Raw genomic sequence first — 23,008 nt, 5'->3', positions numbered from 1 at the left:
GCGAGCCGGTGGATCTCTCCCCCTTCGCGCCGCCGGTAGCATGGTGCCACGCGGACCCCGCGCCGTTCCCCCGCCCCGAGAGGAACCCGACCGTGACCGACGCCGAGCTCACCGTCCTGCTGGTGCCCCTCGTGGCCGTGGTGGCCCCGCTGCTCGCCGCGCTCGTGCGGCGAGCGCTCGTGATCCCCCTCGTCGTCTTCGAGATCGCGCTCGGCATGCTCATCGGCCCCTCGGGGCTCGGCTGGGTGCAGGACGGCGCGGTGCTCGACGCCCTGTCGCAGTTCGGCCTGGCGGCGCTGTTCTTCATGGCGGGCAACGAGATCGATCCGGGATCGCTGCGCGGAGCGCCCGGCCGGCGAGCGCTCGGCTGGTGGGGGCTCTCGGCGGCGCTCGCGCTCGCGGCGGGTCTGCTGCTGGGCGATGACCCCGCCGCGTCGATCATCATCGCCGTCGCTCTCACCGGCACCGCTCTCGGCACCATCATGCCGATGCTGCGCGACGCGGGCCTCACGCGCACGCCGCTCGGCCGCACCATCGGCACGGCCGGGGCGATCGGCGAGTTCGCGCCCCTCGTGGCGATCTCGGTCTTCCTGAGCGGCAGGCAGCCGCTCACGGGCACGATCGTGCTGCTGCTGTTCATCGCCATCGCGGCGGCGGCGTTCTGGCTCGCGAGTCACGGCCCGCACCACTGGCTGCGCCGCATGGTCACGCTGACGCTGCACACGAGCGGCCAGTTCGCGGTGCGCTTCGTGCTGCTGCTGCTCGCCGCGCTCGTCTCGCTCGCGGTGGTGCTGGGCGTCGACTTCCTCCTCGGGGCCTTCACCGCCGGCATGCTCGCCCGCGTGGTGCTGCGGGGCGGCGACCCGGAGGAGATGCGGGTCATCGAGGCCAAGCTCGACTCGGTGTCCTTCGGGCTGCTCGTGCCGATCTTCTTCGTCGCGACCGGCGTCGGCTTCCCGCTGGCGGCGCTGCTCTCGAGCCCGGCGAGCCTCGCGCTCGTGCCGGTGTTCGCCGGCGTCATGCTCCTGGTGCGGGGCATCCCCGGCTGGTTCTCCGCGGGCCCGGGTTCGCCACCCGTCGACCGCCGCACGGTCGCGCTGTTCACGGCGACCACACTGCCGCTCGTCATCGCCGTGACGGGGATCGGCACCGACGCGGGCGTGCTGGACGAGACGACCGCCGCCGCCATGGTCGGCGCCGCGATGCTCACGGTGCTGCTGTTCCCGATGCTCGCGCTCGTGGGCCGGCAGGCGCGGCCGGTACCGCCCGCGCCGCAGGATGCCCCTGCCGAGGCGCACGAGTGACCCGCGCCGGGGCGGCCCGGATCCCCGAGCCGCGCCCGTCGGGGCATCCGCGCGCTCCGCGAGCACCGGCGCTCGCCCGCACGCACCCGCGAGTCCCTCCGCACGACCGCTCAGCCCGGGGGCTCGCGCCGCCCCGCGATGAAGGCCTCCACCTCCGCGCGATCGGCGTACGAGGCCTGCGCGCCGAGGCGCTGCACGGAGACCGCCGACACCGCGGTCGCGAACCTCACGGCCTCGACCAGCTCGGCGCCGCGCGCCAGCTCGCAGGCCACCGCCCCGACGAACGCGTCGCCGGCCCCGGTCGTGTCGACCGCCCGCACGCGGTGGGCGGGCACGTGCTCCGGCGCTGCGTCGCCGACGTCGGCGACGATCGCCCCGTCCGCTCCCAGCGTGATCACGACGGATCGGGCTCCCGCCGCGCACAGGCGGCGCGAGAGCTCCTCGTACCCCGCACGGGAGAGCCCGGCCGGCTCCCGCGCCTCCTCGCCCAGCGCCGCGAGCGCTTCGTGCTCGTTCACGATGAGCGGGTCGCAGAGGCGCAGCGTCGCGGACGCGATCCGGGTGGCGGGGGCAGCGTTGAGCACCACGCGGCCCCCGGCCGCCGCCGCGCGAGCGGCGACGTGGAACGCGGTCGGCTCGGGGATCTCGAGACTCAGCACGACCACGCGGGCCGCGCGCCAGACATCGGAGCTCCGCTCGGCGAGCTCCGCATCGAGCGCGGCGTTGGCGCCCGGCGAGACCACGATCGAGTTCTCCCCGTCCGGGGTCACGAGGATGATCGCGGTGCCGGTGGGCCGCCCGGCCCCGAGCAGGCCCGCGGTGTCCACGCCCGCGGCGGCGAGCCGCTCGCGCAGGAGGGCGCCGTTGGCGTCGTCGCCGACGCAGGCGAGGATGCCGGTGTCCGCGCCGCACCGCGCCGCGGCCGCGGCCTGGTTCGCCCCCTTGCCGCCCGGCAGCACCCGCAGATCCCCGCCCAGCAGCGTCTCGCCGCCCGCGGGCCGTCGGGGCACCTCCACCACGAGATCGGCGTTCGCGCTGCCCACCACCACCACGTCGCGACTCATGCCGGCTCCGCTCCGGTCGCCGGGAGCGCTCCGTGCGCGGCGATGAGCTCGACCGCCTCGTCGGCGATACGCGCGTCGACCTCGAGCAGCACGGTGCAGTGCGCACCCTCCTGCGGGGGAAAGCCCCGATAGACGCCGCGCAGGTCGGCGATCGTCTGGCCGCGGCCGGGGCCGCCCGTCGTGTCCACCTCGACGCGCACCACGGGGGCCAGCCGCACGTCGAGCGTCCCCGCCGCCGCCGCGACGGCGAGGGTGTCGTGCATGCAGCATCGCCACTCGCCGAACACCTCCTCGCGGTAGAACTCGCCGTAGCGCTGGAGGATGCGGGCCAGGTAGCGCCCGGCCTCGCCGCCTGCGGCCAGACGGTCGCGGTGCTCGGCGGTGAGGATCACGTCCATGGTCACGTCGAGCCCGGCCATCACGATCGGCCAGGGCGCGCGGAACACGGCCGCGGCGGCCTCGGGATCCTTGTGGATGTTGGCCTCCGCGACCGGCGTGACATTGCCCGGGCGTCGCGCCGAGCCGCCCATGATCGCGACGCCCGCGACGAGTTCCGGCAGCTCGGGGTCGAGCGCGAGCGCGGTCGCGATGTTGGTGAGCGGGCCGACCGGCACGAGCCACACCTCACCCGGATGGGACCGCACCAGCTCGACGATCTGCTGCGCCGCCGTCGTGGGCGCGGCCGGACGCACGGGAACGTCGTCGCCCGCGCCGCCCTGCCCGTCGGCACCGTGCACGTGGAAGGCGTACTCGGCGGCTCCCCCGAGCAGCGGCCCGGCGGCTCCCTGCGCCACGGGCACGTCGGCGCGGTTCACGAGATCGAGCACGCGCAGCGTGTTGCGCGTCGCCAGGGGCACGTCGACATTGCCCCAGACCGCGCCCACGCCGAGCAGATCGATCCCGGGGTGCAGCGCGGCGTACATGATCGCCATCGCGTCGTCGACGCCGGTGTCGCAGTCGAGGATCATCTTCGTCGCCATGCCCCCATTCTGCTGCACGTCGATTCCGCGCGCGCGAGCGCGAACGGTTCGAGATCCGCGGATCCGGAACCGTTCGCGCTCGCTCGGCGCAGGGGACTAGGCCACGAGCACCTCGTTCTCGAGCCGCGCGTAGCTCTCCTCCATGCCGTCGACCATGCCGGTGGCGATCACCATCTCGCGCGTGGCCGCGTCCGGGTAGGTGACGACCAGGGTGAGCAGCGTGCCGCCCTCGACGGGCGTGAACGTCAGCTCGTTGCGGGCCTCGGGGCTGTTGGCCGCGTCCGGATCCTCCGGCGTGCACATGGCCTCGGTGGTCACCGCGCGGTGCGGCCGCTCCCCCTCGATGAACTCGCCCACGAAGCCGAAGCGCTGCTCGCCCCCGATCTCGGCCCACTCGTAGCGGTAGCGCTGCCCGGGCTCGCTCGCCGGCTCGCACACCGGCATCTCCCAGCCGTCGGGGCCGAGCATCCAGCGGCGCAGCAGATCCGCCTCGTGATGGGCGCGCCACACCTGATCGACGGTGCCGCGGACCACCCGCGATACGCGAGCCCGGTTCTCCCCGATGAGCTGCAGCTCGGTGCCGCGACCGGCTGCGTACGACGCGAGGTCCTCGAGCACCGCGTCCATCTGGCCCATCGCCTCGCGCATGCCCTCGACCTGGCCCATGGCCAGCACCTGCTCCATGTCCTCGAGCGATTCGTGGTAGTTGGTGACGGTGACCCGCGAACCCAGCGCCGTCTCGATGAACTCGAACACCATTCGCCCCTCGGGCAGCTCGGTGTTGGGCTCACCGCCGTCGTGCGCGAAGCCGTCGCGCACCTCGAACGAGCGGCCCTCGTCGACCGCGATCCACTTCCAGTAGCCCCAGTAGCGCTCGCCCTCGGGGCCGGTCATGTAGTAGGTGCTGAACCCGCCGGGATGCGCGTCGTGGCGGACGAACGTCGCCGGGTACTCGAGCGGGCCCCAGAAGCGCTCGAGCCGGCGCGGGTCGAGGTAGGCGTCCCAGAGCCGGCGCACCGGGACGGTGAAATCGGCGACGACGCGCAGCGTGAGCGCCTCGGGATCGGTGGTGACATCGGTGACGGGCATGATGGTCCTCTCAGTGTTCGGTGTCTTCTGCGGCGAGCAGGGCGTCGAGCCGGTCGATGCGGCCGCGCCAGATCTGCTCGAATCGGCCCAGCAGCTGCTGGGCTCGTCGGATGGTGTCGGGATTGCCTCGGATGATCCGCTCCCTTCCGCGCGGGATCCGCGCTACCAGATCGGCCGCCTCGAGCACGGCGACGTGCTTCTGCACGGCCGCGAACGACATGTCGTAGTCGGCCGCGAGCTCGGAGATCGAGGCTTCCGCGGTGAGCGTGCGACGCACGATGTCCCGTCGCGTCGCATCGGCCAGGGCGCGGAAGATGCGATTCACCTGCTCGTCCGTGAGTTCCAGATTTTGTGCAACCATTTGGTTGTACGTTACGCTTCGCGCGGCTCCGAGTCAACCCCTTCCCGGATTCGGAGCGCCGGTCCCGCGGAGGAGCCTTCGCACGGCCGCGAAGCGGTGCGGTAGCCTGACCCCAGTGCCGGATGGGCAGAGGGAGCTGTGACGATGGATCGCGACGAACGGCGGGCACGATGACCGCCGCCCTCATCCGCGCCGTCCTCATCCACTCCGTCGAGCTCGTCACCGACGGGCGGCGCACGCCCGACGCGTGGGTGCTGTTCGACGGCGGCGCCGTGCGCGAGGTCGGTACCGGAGAGGACTGGCGGCGGATCGAGGATCCGCTCGAGGCTCGAGCCGGCGGCATCGAGGTCGTCGACGGCGCCGGCATGATCCTCACCCCGGGATTCATCGATCTGCACGTGCACGGGGGCGGCGGCGGCTCGAACGAGGACGGCGCCGCGGCGATCCGCGCCTCGCTCGCCGCGCATCGCGCCCACGGCACCACCCGGGCGGTGCTGTCGTTCGTGAGCGACCACCCCGCGGCTCTGCTCCCACGTCTCGCCGGAGTCGCCGATCTCGCCCGCACCGATCCCGCCGTGCTCGGCAGCCACCTCGAGGGGCCGTTCCTCTCCGAGCGGTTCCGGGGCGCGCACGATCCCGCCCGTCTGACCCCTCCCGCCGAGGCCGATATCGATGCGCTGCTCGAGGCCGCGCGGGGAACGCTGCGGCAGGTCACCGTGGCGCCGGAGCTGCCGGGTGCGGCAGCGGCGATCCCCCGCCTCGTCGACGCCGGCACCGCCGTGGCCGTGGGGCACACGAGCGCCGACTTCCGCACGGCGCTCGACGCCTTCGCGGCGGGCGCGAGCCTGCTCACCCACACGTTCAACGCGATGCCGCCCCTGCACCACCGCGACCCCGGGCCCGTCGGTGCGGCGTTCGCGTCACCGCACGTGACCCTCGAGCTCATCAACGACGGCGTGCACGTGCACCCCGTGCTCGCCGGGCTGCTGTTCGCGCGGGCTCCGGGACGGGTGGCGCTCATCACCGACGCGATGGCCGCGGCGTGCTCGCACGACGGAGACTACGTGCTCGGCTCGCTCGCGGTGACCGTGCGCGACGGCGTGGCGCGGCTGCGCGAGGACGACACGATCGCCGGCTCGACCCTCACGCTCGACGCGGCGCTGCGGCAGTCGGTCTCGGCGTGCGGCGTCGACCTGCCCGAGGCCGTGCTGGCGCTCACCGCGACGCCCGCCGCCGCGATCGGCCGCGGCGGCGATCTGGGCAGCCTGCGCCCCGGCTACGCGGCCGACGCGGTGCTGCTCGACCGCGATCTCGTCGTGCGGCGGGTGTGGCTCGGCGGGTCGGGAGAGCCCGCCTAGGGAGCCTCGGGGTCCTGGGCGGCGCGACGGCGGCGGCGCGCGTTGCGCACCAGGCGCGCGACCACGAACCACAGCAGGAGCGCCAGGATCACGACCACGACGAGGTCGGAGATGAGCCCGCTCCACTGCTCGAGCACGGGCTTGATCGCCGGCCCGAACGCGAAGCCGAGCCCGATCCAGATGCCGTTCCACACGCCGGATCCGAGCAGCGTGTAGAGGCTGAACTTCACGATCGGCATGCGCTCGATGCCCGCCGGGATGGAGATGAAGGAGCGCACGAGCGGCACGCAGCGGCCGAGGAGCACGGCGGTGCCGCCCCAGCGGGCGAAGAAGGCCTCCGCGCGGTCGAAGTCGTCGTGGTCCATGAGCGGGATCCTGCCGACCACCCGGCGCGTGCGCTCGCGCCCGAACACCGCACCGATCCCGTACCAGACCCAGGCGCCGACGAGCGCGCCGAGCGTCGCCATGAGCCAGGCCAGCCAGAAATTGAGGCGCCCGTCGTACGCGAGGAATCCGGCTCCGGGCAGCAGCGCCTCGGAGGGGATGGGCGGGATGAACGTCTCGAGGAACACCGCGACGCCGACACCGAGCTCGCCGATCGTCTCCATGAGGGTGAGGATCCAGCCGACGAGGCCTTCGTACTCTGCGCCGGGGTGAGTCTCCATCCGAAGCACACTAGCATCCGCGCCGCCCGCGAAACGGTGAACTCTCCCGCGCCCCCGCGTGCGACGGGCGCGGTCGGCGCTCCCTCCGGACGCCGGCCGAGCGCCGCCGGAGCACCCTCCGAGCGCCGGCCGTGCGCTCCCGTACGACGCCCGTGCGCTCGCGCATGGGGCGCCGGTCGCGGGTCGGGCATAGGATGGGGCTATGGGGGCGGGAAGGGCCGGTATTGCATCTGCTGCTTCTGCTCCCGCTCATCCGTCTCCCCGGCCCAGTGGACGTCTCCAGCACATGCAGCTCCTCCCCCAGCCCTCGCACCGCCCCTCGCTCGCCGCGGTGCGCCGAAAGATGCGCTGAGGATCTCGCCCGTGCTCGCCCTGGACCGCCCCCAGCTGCTCGCGCAGATCACCGAGAGCGTCGAGCGCTCGCGCGTGACCCTGCTGTGCGCTCCGGCGGGATACGGCAAGACCACCGCCGTCGCCCGGTGGCTGAGCGGCCGTGACGAGCAGTCGCTGTGGATCGGCTGCGCCGCGGCGAACGCCGAGACGCTCTGGAAGTACGTCGCCCAGCGGCTCGCTCTGACGCTCGACGTCGAGATCCCGACTCCCGATTTCCCGCTGAGCTCCGTGCGCGAGCTCATCGCCGCCGTCGACCGGCCCCTCGTGCTGGTGTTCGACGACTACCATCACACCACCACCCCCGAGAACGATCAGCTGATCGCCGAGCTCGCCGACGGCAATCGGCTGGTCACGTTCATCGTCCTCGCCCGCCGCGTGCGCGTGCTCAACGGCCCGCTCGTGACCAGCCGCACGCCGGTGCGCGTCTTCGGTCCGCGGGATCTCGCCTTCAGCTCCGAGGAGGCCGAGGAGCTCGCCGCGATGCACGGTCTTCGCGACGACGGCCGGTTGCGCGCGGCGATGCGCGACGCCGCCGGCTGGCCGCTGGCGACGCGCGCGGCCCTGGGACCGGCCCGGGCGATCGACGAGGACGGGACGGGATCCGGATCCGCGGCGGCCGACCGCGCCGAGAGCATCGATCCGCGCGTCGAGCTGAGCCGCTTCGCCCTGAACCATCTCGAGATCGTGAGCGACACCGGCCGCCGCACCCTGCTCGCCGCCTCGCTGCTCGACGGCATCTCCTTCGGCCTGCTCGAGCGGTTCACGGGAGTCGCCGGGCCGCGGCTCCGCGAGACCGTGCACCAGCTCCTGGAGCTCGGTGTGCTCACCTCCGTGAGCGACGGCGCGGGCACCGAGTTCCACTGCCACCCCGCGGTGCGCCCCGCGTTCGCCCTGCGCTCCGAACGCTCGCTCTCGCACGAGGAGCGCGTCGGCCTGCTCGGCGGCCGCGCCGCCGAGCTCGACCACGTCGCCCCGTTCTCGGCGTTCAAGCTCTACTGCGCCGTCTCGGACCACGACCGGGCCGAGACCCTGCTCGTCCGCAGCTTCGTCACCCTGACCGACGAGGCGGAGGAGATCCTCCCGTATCTGCGCGGCCTCCCCGAGTCGGTGCTCGTCGCGCACCCCGCCTACGTATCTGCGCGCCTCTTCCTCGAGACCGGCGACCCGAGCGTGCCCTCGAGCACCCTCGCGCGCCTCTTCGAGCTGCTGCGGGCGGGCGTGCGCACGCGGCTCGCCGAGCCCCGATCCGCCACTCCGGACGGGATCGCCGCGGACCTCCCCGTCGAGCACCGGCTGGCCACCATCGCGCAGCACATGGCCCTCTGCCGGCTGGCCGGCGACCTCGACGCGGCCTACGACGGCGCGCGCGAGCTCGAGGCCCGGATCGCCTCGGCGCACGGGGCCGAGGGCGGGGAAGCCGCGCTCGCCGAGCCGCCGGGATCGACGCCGACGCCCGGCGCGGCCCCGATCTACTACCGGGAGATCGCCCTGACCGCTCTGGGCGCCGGCGATCTGGAGGGGGCGCGCCGCAACTGGGAGCAGCTGCTCGCGCACGCCGAGGCCGTGCTCGAGCGACCCCCGGGCGACCACTCGCGAGATACCGCGCGCACCGTCACGGACACGGTCTCGGGGCAGCGCTGGCGGCTCGCGGCGCTCAACGGCCTGGCGTTCACCGAGATGATGGAGGGGCGCATGACCCGGTGCGCCGAGCTGCTCGCCGAGTGCGACGCCTTCAGCGAGGCGACCGGCGCCGCGGCGCCCGCCTCGACCTGGGTGGTCGGCGAGATCGCCCGCGCGCACCTCGCGTACGAGTCCGCAGACGAGACCCTGCTGCGGCGCGCGCTCGAACGGCTGACCCCGCTGCGTGATCGCGTCGAGGCCTGGCCGATGCTGCTGATCGGCGAGGCGGAGGTGGTGCGATCGCAGCGCGGCGTCGAGTGGGCGATGGCGCAGATGCAGGCGATGCTCGATCGCGACGGCCAGAACCCCCGGCATCGGACCCGGATGTGGCACCAGTGCATCGGCGTCTACCGGGCGATGCTCAGCACCGCGCTCGGCGACCTCGCCGGAGCCGGCCAACTGCTCGCCTCGCTCGACCCCGACGAGCCGGGCACGCGCCTCGAGCGCGCTCGGCTCGCCCTCTTCGCGCTCGACGACATGCAGGCCCTGCTGCAGGTGCAGCAGATCAGCGGCGCCGTCACGGTGCGGCAGCAGGCGAACCGCACCCTCATCACGGCGGTCGCCGCGTGGGGCTGCGGAAGGGTGCAGGAGGCGATCGACGCGCTGGCCGCGGCGACCGAGCTCATCCGCGAGCACACGCTGACGTCGCTGCTGTGGGGGCTGCCGTACGAGAGCCTGCGCAGCCTCGCCGAGGCGGCGCGCGACGCCGGCGCCTGCGACCTCCTGCCGGAGATCGACGCCGTGCCGGCCGCGGCGCGCTGCCGTCGGTACGAGCGGCTCACCGAGATGGAGCTGCGCACCCTCGAGGCCGTGGCCGTGCACCGCTCCATCGGCAGCACCGCCGAGGCGCTGTTCGTCACCTCGGCGACCGTGAAGAAGCACCTCAACGCCGTCTACCGCAAGCTGCAGTCGCGGGGCCGGGAGGAGGCGATCCTCCAGGCGACCCGCATGGGCCTGCTCTCCCCGGCCGCCGCCGACTGAGCGGAGGCCGGGCGACCGTCAAACGCTCACGCGTTCGTCGATCGCTCGAAGACTCCGGCTGTAGCCGGAGGCCGAGTGCTCACGAACGCTTCGCGTCCGTTTCGCGCTCGGCCATCTCCACCACGTTCTTGAGCAGCAGGGCGCGCGTCATCGGCCCCACGCCGCCCGGGTTCGGCGAGATCCAGCCGGCCACCTCGGCCACCGCGGGATCCACGTCGCCCACCACGCGGCTCTTGCCGGTCTCCGGGTCCGTCCTGCGCGAGACGCCCACGTCGAGCACGATCGCACCCGGCTGCACGTCCTCGGCCCGGACGATGCCCTCGACGCCGGCCGCCGCCACGATCACGTCGGCGCGCCGCAGCTCGGCGCCCAGATCCCGCGTACCCGTGTGCGTGAGGGTCACGGTCGCGTTGTACTCGCGGCGCGTCAGCAACGGACCGATCGGGCGCCCCACGGTCACCCCGCGGCCCACGACCACCACGCGCTTGCCCGCCCACGAGAGCCCGTTGCGCTCCACGAGTTCGATGACGCCCCGCGGCGTGCACGGCAGCGGGCTGGTGATCTCGGAGTTGGCGTTGAGCACGAGCCGGCCGAGGTTGGTCGGGTGCAGCCCGTCGGCGTCCTTGTCGGGGTCGATGCGCTCGAGGATGCGGTCGGTGTCGATGTGCTTCGGCAGCGGCAGCTGCACGATGTAGCCGGTGCACTCGGGGTTGGCGTTGAGCTCATCGAGCACCGTCTCGAGCTCCTCCTGCGACACCGTCTCGGGCAGCTCGCGCTTGATCGAGGCGATGCCCACCTCGGCGCAGTCGCGGTGCTTGCCCGCGACGTACCACTGCGAGCCGGGATCCTCGCCCACCAGCACGGTCGCGAGGCCCGGCACGACGCCGCGCTCGGCCAGCACCGCCACCCGCTGCGCGAGTTCCTGCTTGATCGCCGCCGCGGCGGCCTTACCGTCGAGTTTCTGTGCGGTCATCTTCTAGCTCCTTCATGCGTCATCCTGTGCGGCGCGCTCCCCCCGTCATTCCGCGCGAGCCTGCGAGTCGCGGAATCCAGATACGCGCCTGGATTCTGCGACTCCCAGCCCAGTAGGGCCGCCGCGAAATGCGAGAAACGCTGGCGCGTTTCCCTTCCAGCATTTCACGCGCGCAGAATGACGGAAGAAGACCTTCGCAGGAGTAACGACGGACGTCTTACCAGGTCTCGAGGCCGGGGTAGAGCGGGAAGGCCTCGGCGAGGGCCGTGGCGCGCGCCTTGAGCGCCTCCACGTCGGCGGCCTGCTGCAGCGTCAGCGCGATGATGTCGGCGACCTCGGCGAACTCGGCGTCGCCGAAGCCGCGGGTCGCGAGAGCGGGCGTGCCGATTCGCAGACCGCTCGTGACCATCGGCGGGCGCGGATCGAAGGGCACCGCGTTGCGGTTGACCGTGATGCTCACCGCGTGCAGCGCGTCCTCGGCCTGCTGGCCGTCGAGCTCGCTGTTGCGCAGGTCGGCGAGCACCAGGTGCACGTCGGTGCCGCCGGTGAGCACGTCGACGCCCGCCGCCCGGGAGGCCTCGGTGGTGAGCGCGTCGGCCACGAGCTTCGCGCCGGAGAGGGTGCGCTCCTGGCGGTCCTTGAACTCGTCGGTGGCCGCGAGCTTGAAGGCGGTGGCCTTCGCCGCGATCACATGCATGAGCGGGCCGCCCTGCTGGCCGGGGAACACGTTGGAGTTGAGCTTCTTGTAGAGCTCGAGGTCGTTCGTGAGGATGAAGCCGGAGCGGGGGCCGCCGATCGTCTTGTGCACGGTCGACGAGACCACGTGGGCGTGCGGCACCGGGTTCGGGTAGAGGCCCGCGGCGACGAGGCCCGCGAAGTGCGCCATGTCGACCCACAGGGTCGCGCCCACCTCGTCGGCGATCTCGCGGAACTTCGCGAAGTCGAGCGTGCGCGGGTATGCCGACCAGCCGGCGATGATCACCTTGGGCTTGTGCTCGAGGGCCTGCTGACGCACGACGTCCATGTCGATGAGGAAGGTCTCGGGATCGACGCCGTAGGAGGCGACCCGGTAGAGCTTGCCCGAGAAGTTGAGCTTCATGCCGTGGGTGAGGTGGCCGCCGTGGGCCAGCTCGAGGCCGAGGATCGTGTCGCCCGGCTCGGCGATGGCGCTCAGCACCGCGGCGTTGGCGCTCGCGCCCGAGTGGGGCTGCACGTTCGCGTACTTCGCGCCGAAGAGGCTCTTCGCGCGCTCGCGCGCGAGATCCTCGGCCACGTCGACGAACTCGCAGCCGCCGTAGTAGCGGCGGCCCGGGTAGCCCTCTGCGTACTTGTTCGTGAGCACCGATCCCTGCGCCTCGAGCACCGCGCGGGGCACGAAGTTCTCGCTGGCGATCATCTCGAGGGTGCCGCGCTGGCGGCCGAGCTCGTTCCTGAGCACCTCGGCGATCTCGGGATCGACGGTCTCGAGGGGCTCGTTGAAGAATGCGGACTGGGTGGACATGCTTGTGCTCCTAAAGTTCCTTCATCCGCGCGCACGCGGAACTTCCAGAAAATACGACCCAGGCGAGCGGCCAATTCGTGTGAGGTGTCGTTCCCCGATGGTGTCCCATCTGCACGCCAGTCACGACGGTTCCGATCCTACCAGCGAGGGGACGCCCCTTTCCAGGGTGCCCGGCGTCCCTTTTCCCGCCCGGCACCGCGGCAGCGGGGATCCACCGGGAGCCGCGGTTCCGCATCGACTACCCTTATACCCCGTGAACACGATCGCGAACGAAACCCCCGCAACCCAGTGGGTGCTCACCCTCTCCTGCATCGACGGCCCCGGGATCGTGCACGCGATCAGCGGCGCGATCGTCGCCGCCGGCGGCAACATCGCGGAGAGCCAGCAGTTCGCGAGCCACGACACGGGCCGCTTCTTCATGCGCCTGCAGGTGGAGGCCGTCGCCCAGCCCGACACCTTCGAGGGGCGCTTCGAGCAGGCGCTCGCCCCGGTCACCGAGCGCTACCACATGACCTGGCGCCTCGACACGGTGGGGCGGCCGGTGCGCACGCTGATCCTCGCCTCCACGGCCACCCACTGCGTCAACGATCTGCTCTACCGCCGGCGCGGCGGCCAGCTGCCCGTCGAGGTGCCGCTGATCCTCTCCAACCACGAGACGGTGCGCGACATCGCCGAGTTCTACGACGTGCCGTTCGAGTACCGCGCCATCGCCGGCGCCGACGACAAGGCCGCCTTCGAGGCGCGGGTGCTCGAGGCCGTCGACCAGCTCGACATCGAGCTCGTGGTGCTGGCCCGCTACATGCAGATCCTGTCGCCCGGCCTGTGCGAGGCGCTCTCGGGCCGCGCGATCAACATCCACCACTCGTTCCTGCCGGGCTTCAAGGGCGCCAACCCCTACAAGCAGGCGCACCAGCGCGGCGTGAAGCTCATCGGCGCGACGGCGCACTTCGTCACCACCGACCTCGACGAGGGCCCCATCATCGAGCAGGACACGATCCGCGTCGACCACTCCTACTCGGTGCGCGAGCTGACCCAGCTCGGCCAGGACGTCGAGGCGCGCGTGCTGCGCCACGCGGTGCGCTCGTTCGCGGAGAACCGGGTGCTCGCCGACGGCGACCGCACCATCATCTTCTAGCGGCTGCTCGGCCGGTCGGAGGGATCGGGATCCGCGGACGCCGGATCCACGGGCGTCGGATCTGCCCCCGGCAGCGCCGCGAACTCCACCCGCAGGCCCGCGATCATCGCGGAGAGGCCGAGACGGTACGCCTCGTCGGCCGGCCGCTCCGCGCCCGCGGCGAGCGCGCGCTCCCGGGCCGCGTAGGCGCCCGAGAAGGCGGGCACGTCGCTCCGGGGTCCCGGGTTCAGCATGTCCGGGGCCGCCGCGGCGTCGAGGGCGGCGCCCAGCAGGAACGACTCGACGGCGACGATCACCGAGAGCGCCCTCGCCTCGGGCCACCCCGCGCGCACGAGAGCCGCGGCGACGGCGTCGTACATGAAGCTCGTGCGGGAGTCGGGGGTGAGCGACGCCGTGGCGAGGAGCGCGATGGTGGGCGGGTGCGCGGCGAAGGCGGAGCGGTAGGAGCCCGCCCAGCGCTCGAGCGCCCGATCCCACGGCAGCCGTTCGAAGCATTCCACGTCGATGCGGTCGCTGATGAGCTCGCGGATGCCGGCGATGAGCTCGTCGCGCCCGGAGACGTGGTTGTACAGGGACGAGGGGCGCACACCCAGCTCCTGCGCGATGGCGCGCATTCCCGCGCCCGATTCGCCGCGCTCGTCGATGAGGCGCAGCCCGGTCTCGAGGATCAGCTCGCGCGAGAGCACCCGCCCGCGCGGACGACCGGCGCCTCGCCGCTGCGCGTCGCGCACGACCGGCGCTCTCTGCCCGTTCTCCCGCACCTCGCCTCCTTCGGATCCGTGCGCGTCGACGACCGTTCGCGGATATCCGCTCGCGCTCGGCCGGTTTTCGTATTATCCTCAAGCCGACCACAAACGAACTCTGTTCGTTAATCGTGAGCGTACCGGGCTCCGCCGAGCGAAGTCCAGCACCGAGAACAGCAAGGATGCAGTCCTATGGGCACCACCGTCTTCACCGGAGGCACGATCCTGATCGATGCCGCAGCAGCGCAGGGCCCGCTCACGAGCACGGCGATCGCCTTCCGCGACGGACGGGTCGTCGCCCTCGGAGCCGAGGCCGAGCAACTGGCCGCGCAGGATCCCTCGGCCGAGCGGATCGATCTCGCCGGCGGCGCTCTGGCGCCCGCGCCCGGCGACGGCCACGCGCACCCGCTGCTCGGCGGGCAGGAGGCCCTCGGCCCCGCGATCCGGGAGGCCTCGGACGTGCGAGGCATCCTCGACGCCGTCGCCGCGTGGAAGGCGGCCCACCCCGAGGCCGAGTGGATCGTGGGCGGCAGCTACGACGCGACCTTCGCCGAGGGCGGGCTCTTCGACGCCCGCTGGCTCGACGAGGTCACGGGAGACACCCCGACCATCCTGCGCGCGTGGGACTACCACACCGCCTGGGTCAATTCCGCGGCGCTGGCCGCCGGCGGCATCACCGCGGAGACGCCGGATCCGCCCCTCGGCCGCATCGTGCGCCGCGCCGACGGCTCGCCCCTCGGCACCCTGCAGGAGGCAGCGGCCAACGACTTCCTCGCCACCACCGCCCCCGCCTTCTCCCTCGAGCGGCGGATCGGGGCGATCGAGCAGGCCACGAGGCGCTACGCCGCCCAGGGCACGACCTGGGTGCAGGACGCCTGGGTGGAGCCCGCCGACATCGAGGTCTACCGCACCGCCCTGGCGCAGGGACGCCTGCACACGCGGGTCAATCTCGCGCAGCGCGCGGATCCCGCTCGCTGGCGCGAGCAGGTGGCGGAGTTCACCGCCGCCCGGGAAGGGGTGCGGGCCCTCGGCGCGGATCGTCTCAGCGCCGAGACCGTCAAGTTCTTCGTCGACGGCGTGATCGAGAGCCACACCGCCGCCCTCATCGCGCCCTACGCCGATCGCCCGCACGAGCACGGCCTGCCGAACTGGACGCCGGAGGAGCTCTCGGCGGCGGCGACCGCCTTCGACGCCGCGGGCTTCCAGCTGCACCTCCACGCCATCGGCGACGCCGCCAACCGCTTCGCGCTCGACGCGATCGAGGCCGCCATCCGCACCAACGGCCCCCGCGAGCGCCACCACGTCATCGCCCACGTCGCCCTGCTCGACCCGGCCGACGTCGCGCGCTTCGCCGCCCTCGGGGTCATCGCGAACTTCGAGCCGTACTGGGCCCAGTGCGATGCGGTGATGCGCGACCTCACGATCCCCCACCTCGGCCACCCCCGCGACGAGTGGCAGTACCTCATCGGGTCCGTGCACCGCTCCGGCGCCACCGTCTCGTTCGGCAGCGACTGGCCCGTCACGACGCTCGACTGGCGGCCCGCGCTCTCGACCGCGGTCACCCGGCACAGCCACACCGAGCCGGGCGCGCCCGCCTGGCTGCCCGAGGAGCGCGTCGACGCCGCCACCGCCTACGCCGCCTACACCCGCGGCATCGCCCGCCAGGCGCTCGCGCCCGATCGCGGCACCCTCGCCGTCGGCCGGACGGCCGACGCCGTCTGGCTGTCGGCCGATCCGCTGCGCATCGCCCCGGAGGCGATCGCCGAGCTCGAGGTGCTCGGCACCTGGCTCGCCGGGACGCAGACCCACCGCGCTTGACCACTCACCCACTCACCGCACCACGTCCGAAGGAGACACCGTGAGCGCATCCACTCAACCGCACCTCAAGCGGGCGCTGGGCCTGGTCGGCCTGACGCTCTTCGGGGTGACCTACATGACGGTGATCACGGTCTTCACGACCTACGGCATCGTCAACCAGGTGACCGACGGGCACCTGCCGGCCGCCTACGTCGTCGCCGTCGTCGCGATGCTCTTCACGGCGGCGAGCTACGGCGCGATGGTGCGGCGCTATCCCGTCGCCGGATCCGCGTACACCTACACCCAGCAGTCGTTCGGCGGCGCCGCCGGCTTCCTCACCGGCTGGGTGATGCTGCTCGACTACCTGTTCATCCCGATGATCAACTTCATGCTCATCGGCATCTACCTGAACACCCAGTTCCCGGCGATCCCGGTGTGGGTGTTCACGCTGGTGGCGCTGCTCCTCGTGCTGCTGTTCAACATCCTGGGCATCACGCTCGTCAACAAGGTCAACGTCGCGATCATCGCGCTGTCGGTGCTGCTCGTCGTCATCTTCATGGTGCTGGCCTTCAAGTACGCCTTCGGCGGCGACGCCTCGGTGAGCCTGGTCGAACCGTTCACCTTCGGCGAGGGCGGCATCGGCGCGGTCGCCTCGGGCGCCGCGATCCTCGCGCTCTCGTTCCTCGGCTTCGACGCCGTCTCCACACTCTCCGAGGAGGCGAAGCGCCCGCGCAAGGACATCCCCCGCGCCATCGTGCTCGCCACGCTGGTCGGCGGTCTCTTCTTCATCCTCGTCTCCTGGGCCGGCGCGCTCGCCTTCCAGCCCGACTGGTCCTCGCTCAGCGAAGCGGAGATCGAGGCCGCCGGCGTCACCGTCATGAACAACATCGGCGGCGAGGCCTTCACCGCGTTCTTCGTGGCCGTGTACGTGGTCGGGGCCTTCGGCTCCGGCATGACCGGCCAGGTCTCGGTGTCGCGCATCCTCTACGCGATGGGCCGCGACGGCATGCTGCCCAAGCCGCTGTCGCGTCTGCACGCCCGCTTCGGCACTCCCATCGTCGCCGCGTGCGTGGTGTCGGTCTTCGCGCTCTCCGCGCTCTTCCTCTCGCTCGACGTGGTGGCGTTCATGATCAGCTTCGGCGCACTCGCCGCGTTCGCGATGGTGAACCTGTCGGTGATCCGCACCTACCTCTTCCCGAAGGGCGGTCGCAGGCAGCCGCTCACCGCGCGGGAGATCCTCACCCACGGCGTCGCACCGCTCATCGGCTTCGCGCTCACCATCTGGCTGTGGACCTCGCTCGAGCCGACGACATGGCTGGTGGGCGGGATCTGGATCGCCGTCGGCGTCGTGATCATCGCGATCGTGACCCGCGGCTTCAAGCGCCCCGTGCCGAAGATGGACTTCTCGGAGGGAGACCCGACCACGGAGCAGATCGACCAGCTCGCCGAGGACTACCCGCTGGATCCGCGACAGTAGCGCGCGGCGCTCGCCCGCGGCCGATCCCGCCTCGGATCCCGCGCCGGATCCCGATCCGTGTCGCGAATGGCTGCTTCCCGATGCGGGAGGCAGCCATTCGCGACTCCCGTCCCGCGCGGCGCGGGGCCCGCTCCGGGATCCCGCGCGGAATCAGCTGTCGCCGCGCGCGGGCCGCTCGGCCCGGAGACCGTTGAGGAACAGCCGCAGCCCCGTCTCGAAGGCGAGATCGGCGGGCGCAGTGCCGGTGCGCTCGACGAGGCGCTGCCGCGCGCGGTACGCCGCCGAGAACCCGGGCACGTCCTCACGGGGCCCCGGGTCCATCATGTCGGGCGCGGCCGCCGCGTCGAGCGCCGAGCCCAGGATGAACGACTCGAGCGAGACGAGGATGTTCAGCGCCTCGTCTCCGCTCCATCCGGCGGCGGTGAGCTTGCGGATCACGCGGTCGTAGGCGACGCTCACCGATGAGGTCGGGTGGAACGGCATGACCGCGAGCAGCGCGATGGTCGGCGGGTGCGCGGCGAAGGCGTCGCGGTACTCGCGGGCCCAGGCGATGAGCGCCGCGTCCCAGGGATCGGTGTCGAACATCTCGCCCGTGATCCGCTCGCCGATCAGCTCGCGGATGCCGCGGAAGATGTCATCCTTGCCGTCGACGTGGTTGTAGAGGGCCGACGGGCGCACCCCGAGCTCGCTCGCGATGTCGCGCATGCCGAAACCGTCCTGACCGTGCTCGTCGAGCAGCCGCAGTGCGGTCTCGATGATCATCTTGCGCGAGAGCACCTGCTCGCTCGGGCGCCCCACGCGGCGGCGCGCCGTCTTCCCCGTCGACTCGGCTTCGTCCATTCCTGCGGTTCCTGCTGTCTCTCGTCTCGGCACGGGCCCCGTCAGCCGCGGAACTCGCGCAACGGCCTCGATGGTATTAGTCTATGCATCGTAAAAAGAACTTCGTTCATTTTGCGGCCGCATCCGATCGCGTCCGACATCGCGGTCGACACCCACGACGCATCACAGGAGATCCCATGAACCAACCCTCCGCGCCCCATCTCAGGCGGACGCTGGGTCCCGTCACCCTCACCCTCTTCGGGCTGTCGTACATGGCGATCGGCACCGTCTTCACCACGTACGGCATCGTCAACCAGATCACCGAGGGCCACCTCGTCGACTCCTACGTCGTCGCCCTGATCGTCATGCTGTTCACGGCATCGAGCTACGCGGCCATGGTGCGCCGCTACCCGGTCGCCGGATCCGCGTACACCTACTCCCAGCAGGCCTTCGGCGGCGCCGCCGGCTTCCTCACCGGCTGGGTGCTCATGCTCGACTACCTCTTCATCCCCATGATCAACTTCCTGATCCTGGGCCTCTACGTCGGCACCCAGTTCCCCAGCGTGCCGACCTGGATCTTCACCCTCGCGGCCCTCATCGCGGTCTTCGTCTTCAACGTGCTCGGCATCTCCCTCGTCGGCAAGATCAACACCGCCATCGTGATCGTCTCGATGGCCGCCGTGCTCGTGTTCGCGATCCTCGCCATCAAGTCCGCGATCGGCGACCCGAACGCGCCGAGCCTCATCGAGCCGTTCATCCCGGGATCGGCCGACTACAGCCCGATCTTCACCGGCGCCGCAGTGCTCGCCCTGTCGTTCCTCGGCTTCGACGCCGTCTCCACCCTCTCCGAGGAGGCGAAGAACCCGCGCCGGGACATCCCCCGAGCCATCATGCTGACCACCGTCATCGGCGGCCTCGTCTTCATCTTCGTCGCCTGGGTCGGGGCGCGCGCCTACTACCTCGACGACTGGGGCCAGGCCTCGCAGGAGCTGCTCGACGCGGCCGGCGTGGTGCTGTTCGACCACGTCGGCGGCGAGATCCTCACCGGCGTCTTCATCATCATCACCATCGCGGGCTGCTTCGGCTCCGGACTCGCCGGCCAGGTCGCGGTCTCGCGCATCCTCTACTCGATGGGCCGCGACGGGATCCTGCCGCGCCCCCTCGGCATCCTGTCCAAGCGCTTCGGCACCCCGATCGTCGCGGCGAGCGTCGTCTCGGCGTTCGCCCTGTCGAGCCTGTTCCTGAGTCTCGACCAGGCCGCGTTCATGATCTCGTTCGGCGCGCTCGCCGCGTTCGCGATGGTCAACCTGACCGTGATCCGCACCTACCTCTTCCCGAAGGGCGGCCGGCGTGAGCCGCTCACCGCCTGGCAGGCGATCCGCTACGGCGCGATCCCGCTCATCGGATTCGTCCTCACCATCTGGCTGTGGACCTCGCTCGAGGCGTTCACGTGGGTCGTCGGCGGGATCTGGGTGCTCATCGGCGTCGCGATCCTCGCGGCGAAGACCGGCTTCTTCCGCAGGCCGGTGCCCAAGCTCGACTTCTCCGAGGAGGCGCCCTCGACCGAGGCCATCGACGCCCTGGCCGACGAGTTCCCCCTGAGCAGCGGGCGTCCGTAGCACGCGAGCCGCGGTGGGCGGCGGGCGATGAACGATGAGCGGCGGGCCGATCGGCCCGCCGCTCATCGCACCGGGGCCCGGGGCGCCGAAGCCTAGGATGGGTTCGGGCGGAGCGCCCTCGGGAGGAACGGGAATGTCGTATCTGCGGATCGGTGCCGCCGAGCTGTACTCGGAGATCACCGGGTCGGGCGATCCCGTGCTCCTCCTGCACGGGGGATTCTGCTCGCTCGAGTCGCTGCGGGCGCAGTCGGAAGCGCTGGCACCCCGCTACCGGGTGCTCGCCTACGAGCGCCCCGGGCACGGGCGCTCGCCCGACGTGGAGGGCGAGTACGACTACGCCCGCGACGTCGCCGACGCGGTCGCCTACCTCGATGCGCAGGGCGTCGGATCCGCGCATGTGATCGGGTACAGCGACGGGGCGATCATCGGGCTGCTGCTGGCGCGCGACCACCCGGAGCGCGTGCGCTCCCTCGTCGCGATCAGCGCCAATCTCGACCCCTCGGCGTTCACCCACTCGGAGGCGGCGGCGGAGGTGCCGGTGCTGCAGGAGCTCGCGAGCGGCTCCGAGGAGAGCCCCGATGCCGAGCGCGCCCACTACGAGCGCCTCTCCCCCGACGGGCCCGCGCACGCGGAGGTCGTGCTCGGCAAGCTCTTCCGGCTCTGGACCTCGCAGCCGCGCATCGACCCGGCGAGCCTCGGCCGCGTCATCGCGCCGGTACTCGTCATGTCGGGCGACCGCGACACCATCCGCCCCGACCACAGCCTGCTCATCGCGGCCTCGATCCCCGGCGCTCAGCTCTGCATCGTGCCCGGCGCGACGCACGGCCTCGTCGCCGAGCGTCCGGAGTTCATCAGCGGCGTCATCCGCGAGTTCCTGCGCGGCTGAGCCGCGGCGTCCCGGCGCCGCAGGTCTCCGGGCGACCGCGGCGGCCCGGGCGGTGCACGCGGTTCACGGGCGCGAGCGGCGCAGCAGCCAGACGAAGTAGGGGGCGCCGACCAGCGCGATCATCAGGCCCGCGGGGAGCTGCGCCGGTGCGATGATCGTGCGCCCGAGCGTATCGGCCGCGCAGACCAGCACCCCGCCCAGCAGCATCGCGACGGGGATGCTGCGCGCGTGGCGCGCGCCCACGACGGCGCGCGCGAGATGGGGCGCGATGAGCCCGACGAAGCCGACCACGCCCACCGCGACCACGCTGACCGCGGCGAGCACGGCGGCGATCGCGAGCAGCACCAGGCGCGAGCTCTCGAGCCGCACGCCGAGGACACGCGGAGTATCGTCGTCGACGGCGAGCAGGTCGAGCCGCCTGTGCAGCCCGATCAGCACGGGGATCGCCACGAGCAGCACCGCCGCGACGGGCAGCACGTCGGGCAGGGTCCGCCCGTAGGTCGTCCCCGAGAGCCAGGTGAAGATGCGGGGCGTGTCCCAGGGCTCGGCGCGCAGCAGCAGGAAGGTGCTCACCGCGCTGAGCGCATATCCGCAGCCGATGCCGATCAGCACGAAGCGGTCCGGGAGCAGCCCGCCGCGCCAGGCCAGCAGCGCGATCGCCGCGAAGGTCGCCAGCCCCATCAGCACGGCCATCGCGACGAGCAGCGGGCGCCCTCCCGCGGTGCCCGAGGTCACCACGATCACGGCGCCCAGGCCGGCCCCGGCGGTGATGCCCAGGATGCCGGGCTCGGCGAGCGGGTTGCGCACCGTGGTCTGCACGATGCCGCCCGCGAGCGCGAGCGCGGCTCCGGCGAGGATCGCGGCGGCCACGCGCGGCACCCGCTCGTCGAGGGCCCGCGCGACGAGATCGGGGGCGCCGCCCTGCAGCCACAGCGCGATGTCTCCGGTGCGCAGCCACAGGCTGCCGGCCAGGAGGCCGATCACCGCCGCGGCGATCAGCAGCGCGAGCGCCCCCGACACGACGACGACGAACCGCTGCCTCGATCGCGTCCCGACCCGCGCCTGCGGCGGCTGCCTCACCGGTCCCGAGTCGCGCAGCCGCAGCGCGAGGACCACGATGAGGATCCCGCCGAGCAGAGCCGTCGGCACGCCCGTCGGCACCGACGCCGCCCCCTCCGCACCGAGCGCACCGCGCACCGCCGCGTCGGCGAGCAGCACCAGCAGCGCGCCCAGCAGCCCCGAGGCCGGCACGAGCAGCAGGTGCCGGTTGAGCGCCCGCACGCGCCCCGCCAACAGCCTGGCCAGCACGGGCGCGCCGAGTCCGACGAACGCGATCGGTCCGGCGAGCGTCACGGCGGTACTGCTGAGCAGCACCGCGCACAGCACGGCGATCACGCGGGTCGAGCGGATCGGCACGCCGAGCGAGGCGGCGGTGTCGTCGCCCAGCTTCAGCACGTCGAGCCGCCGGGAGAGCAGCAGCGCCACGAGCACCACGAGCAGGATCAGCGGCGCGGCGCGCGCCGACGCGTCGATGTTCAGCTGGGCGAGCGATCCGCTGCCCCAGGCGAACAGACCCGTGGTGTTCTCCCGGAAGAGGATCAGCAGCATAGCCGTGGCGGCGTCGAGCGCCATGGCGATCGCCGCACCCGCCAGGATGAGCCGGGTACTCGAGCCGCCCGCCGAGCGACCGGCGAGCCCGAGCACCACGGCTGCCGCGAGCAGCCCGCCGGCGAAGGCCACCGCTCCCGACGCCCACAGCGGCACCGTGAGCCGGAAGGCGGCGACGCATGCGAGGGCGAAGTAGGCGCCCGCCGTCACGGCGAGCGTGTCGGGCGCCGCGAGCGCGTTGCGGGTCACCGACTGCAGCAGCGATCCCGCGGCGCCGAGTGCGAAGCCCACCGCGACACCCGCGAGCAGGCGCGGCACGCGGGATCCCGCCAGCACATCGGTCACCGGGACGCCGCCGACACGCTCCTCCGATCCCGCCAGCGCCCGCAACAGGTCGCCGGCCCCGACTCCGGACGTTCCCTGAGTCAGATGCCAGACGCCGACGAGCAGCACGGCGCAGAGGAGCGCGAGCAGCACGGCGATCCCGGCTCGCACGCCCCGGCGCCCGTCGCCGTCGAGGCCCTGGGCGCCGACGGCGACGGGTGGCGAGGACGGCCGGGGCCGCCGTGAGGCGT

Annotated in this window: 18 protein-coding genes and 1 riboswitch; of the genes, 8 read left to right on the top strand and 10 right to left on the bottom strand. The window is 72.4% G+C overall.

Going from position 1 to position 23,008, the window contains the following annotated elements; all coding sequences use genetic code 11:
- Window positions 1-92: 92 nt before the first annotated feature.
- Window positions 93-1,304, top strand: a complete 1,212-nt coding sequence (locus ACWKZU_RS03830) for a cation:proton antiporter (RefSeq protein WP_449281067.1) — start codon at window positions 93-95, stop codon at window positions 1,302-1,304.
- Between the two features lie 110 nt (window positions 1,305-1,414).
- Here ACWKZU_RS03830 and ACWKZU_RS03825 read toward each other — a convergent pair whose 3' ends face one another.
- From ACWKZU_RS03825 to ACWKZU_RS03810, 4 genes are all read right to left on the bottom strand, one after another.
- Window positions 1,415-2,368 (bottom strand): ribokinase, encoded by a 954-nt coding sequence (locus ACWKZU_RS03825; RefSeq protein ID WP_449281066.1) that lies wholly within the window; start codon window positions 2,366-2,368, stop codon window positions 1,415-1,417.
- Window positions 2,365-3,348, bottom strand: coding sequence for a nucleoside hydrolase (locus tag ACWKZU_RS03820; RefSeq protein ID WP_449281065.1), 984 nt, complete (start codon window positions 3,346-3,348; stop codon window positions 2,365-2,367). Before ACWKZU_RS03820 ends, ACWKZU_RS03825 begins: the two co-directional genes overlap by 4 nt.
- A gap of 96 nt (window positions 3,349-3,444) precedes the next feature.
- Complete coding sequence (locus ACWKZU_RS03815; protein WP_449281064.1) at window positions 3,445-4,437, bottom strand: SRPBCC family protein; 993 nt, start codon at window positions 4,435-4,437, stop codon at window positions 3,445-3,447.
- 10 nt (window positions 4,438-4,447) lie between these two features.
- Window positions 4,448-4,798 (bottom strand): ArsR/SmtB family transcription factor, encoded by a 351-nt coding sequence (locus tag ACWKZU_RS03810; protein WP_449281063.1) that lies wholly within the window; start codon window positions 4,796-4,798, stop codon window positions 4,448-4,450.
- A 170-nt stretch (window positions 4,799-4,968) separates the two neighbouring features.
- On the opposite strand from ACWKZU_RS03810, the gene nagA reads away from it, so the two are divergent.
- The gene (gene nagA / locus ACWKZU_RS03805) at window positions 4,969-6,156 is read left to right on the top strand and encodes an N-acetylglucosamine-6-phosphate deacetylase (RefSeq protein WP_449281062.1); all 1,188 of its coding nucleotides are present in this window, start codon (window positions 4,969-4,971) and stop codon (window positions 6,154-6,156) included.
- Here the strand turns inward: nagA and ACWKZU_RS03800 are convergent.
- Window positions 6,153-6,821 (bottom strand): DedA family protein, encoded by a 669-nt coding sequence (locus ACWKZU_RS03800; protein ID WP_449281061.1) that lies wholly within the window; start codon window positions 6,819-6,821, stop codon window positions 6,153-6,155. The two genes, nagA and ACWKZU_RS03800, sit on opposite strands and share 4 nt — an antisense overlap.
- A 363-nt stretch (window positions 6,822-7,184) precedes the next feature.
- Between ACWKZU_RS03800 and ACWKZU_RS03795 the strand changes: the two genes are divergently transcribed.
- Window positions 7,185-9,875, top strand: a complete 2,691-nt coding sequence (locus tag ACWKZU_RS03795) for a hypothetical protein (protein ID WP_449281060.1) — start codon at window positions 7,185-7,187, stop codon at window positions 9,873-9,875.
- A 79-nt stretch (window positions 9,876-9,954) separates the two neighbouring features.
- Here ACWKZU_RS03795 and ACWKZU_RS03790 read toward each other — a convergent pair whose 3' ends face one another.
- Together ACWKZU_RS03790 and glyA are read right to left on the bottom strand one after the other, a co-directional pair.
- Entirely contained in the window at window positions 9,955-10,848 is an 894-nt protein-coding gene (locus ACWKZU_RS03790) for a bifunctional methylenetetrahydrofolate dehydrogenase/methenyltetrahydrofolate cyclohydrolase (protein ID WP_449281059.1), read from the bottom strand.
- Between the two features lie 217 nt (window positions 10,849-11,065).
- Window positions 11,066-12,349: a serine hydroxymethyltransferase gene (gene glyA, locus ACWKZU_RS03785; protein ID WP_449281058.1), complete on the bottom strand. Its 1,284-nt coding sequence runs from the start codon at window positions 12,347-12,349 to the stop codon at window positions 11,066-11,068.
- A gap of 49 nt (window positions 12,350-12,398) precedes the next feature.
- Window positions 12,399-12,483: riboswitch (ZMP/ZTP riboswitch) on the bottom strand.
- Window positions 12,484-12,611: 128 nt separating this feature from the next.
- Here glyA and purU point away from each other — a divergent pair.
- Entirely contained in the window at window positions 12,612-13,484 is an 873-nt protein-coding gene (gene purU, locus ACWKZU_RS03780; protein ID WP_449281171.1) for a formyltetrahydrofolate deformylase, read from the top strand.
- Here the strand turns inward: purU and ACWKZU_RS03775 are convergent.
- Window positions 13,481-14,245, bottom strand: coding sequence for a TetR/AcrR family transcriptional regulator (locus ACWKZU_RS03775; RefSeq protein ID WP_449281057.1), 765 nt, complete (start codon window positions 14,243-14,245; stop codon window positions 13,481-13,483). The two genes, purU and ACWKZU_RS03775, sit on opposite strands and share 4 nt — an antisense overlap.
- A 174-nt stretch (window positions 14,246-14,419) precedes the next feature.
- Between ACWKZU_RS03775 and ACWKZU_RS03770 the strand changes: the two genes are divergently transcribed.
- Together ACWKZU_RS03770 and ACWKZU_RS03765 are read left to right on the top strand one after the other, a co-directional pair.
- The gene (locus tag ACWKZU_RS03770; protein WP_449281056.1) at window positions 14,420-16,045 is read left to right on the top strand and encodes an amidohydrolase; all 1,626 of its coding nucleotides are present in this window, start codon (window positions 14,420-14,422) and stop codon (window positions 16,043-16,045) included.
- Between the two features lie 40 nt (window positions 16,046-16,085).
- On the top strand, window positions 16,086-17,501 hold the full coding sequence (locus ACWKZU_RS03765; RefSeq protein ID WP_449281055.1) for an APC family permease: 1,416 nt from the start codon (window positions 16,086-16,088) through the stop codon (window positions 17,499-17,501).
- A gap of 150 nt (window positions 17,502-17,651) precedes the next feature.
- Here the strand turns inward: ACWKZU_RS03765 and ACWKZU_RS03760 are convergent, their stop codons facing one another.
- Complete coding sequence (locus tag ACWKZU_RS03760) at window positions 17,652-18,341, bottom strand: TetR/AcrR family transcriptional regulator (RefSeq protein ID WP_449281054.1); 690 nt, start codon at window positions 18,339-18,341, stop codon at window positions 17,652-17,654.
- A gap of 176 nt (window positions 18,342-18,517) precedes the next feature.
- Here ACWKZU_RS03760 and ACWKZU_RS03755 point away from each other — a divergent pair, with 176 nt between their 5' ends.
- Both ACWKZU_RS03755 and ACWKZU_RS03750 read left to right on the top strand, forming a co-directional pair.
- The gene (locus tag ACWKZU_RS03755) at window positions 18,518-19,939 is read left to right on the top strand and encodes an APC family permease (RefSeq protein ID WP_449281053.1); all 1,422 of its coding nucleotides are present in this window, start codon (window positions 18,518-18,520) and stop codon (window positions 19,937-19,939) included.
- A gap of 133 nt (window positions 19,940-20,072) precedes the next feature.
- The gene (locus ACWKZU_RS03750; RefSeq protein WP_449281052.1) at window positions 20,073-20,825 is read left to right on the top strand and encodes an alpha/beta fold hydrolase; all 753 of its coding nucleotides are present in this window, start codon (window positions 20,073-20,075) and stop codon (window positions 20,823-20,825) included.
- Between the two features lie 63 nt (window positions 20,826-20,888).
- On the opposite strand, the gene ACWKZU_RS03745 is transcribed toward ACWKZU_RS03750, so the two are convergent.
- Complete coding sequence (locus ACWKZU_RS03745; RefSeq protein ID WP_449281170.1) at window positions 20,889-22,928, bottom strand: iron ABC transporter permease; 2,040 nt, start codon at window positions 22,926-22,928, stop codon at window positions 20,889-20,891.
- Window positions 22,929-23,008 lie beyond the last annotated feature (80 nt).

This window comes from Leucobacter sp. (assembly GCF_053528595.1).
This window is presented reverse-complemented; position numbering and strand designations above follow the sequence as displayed.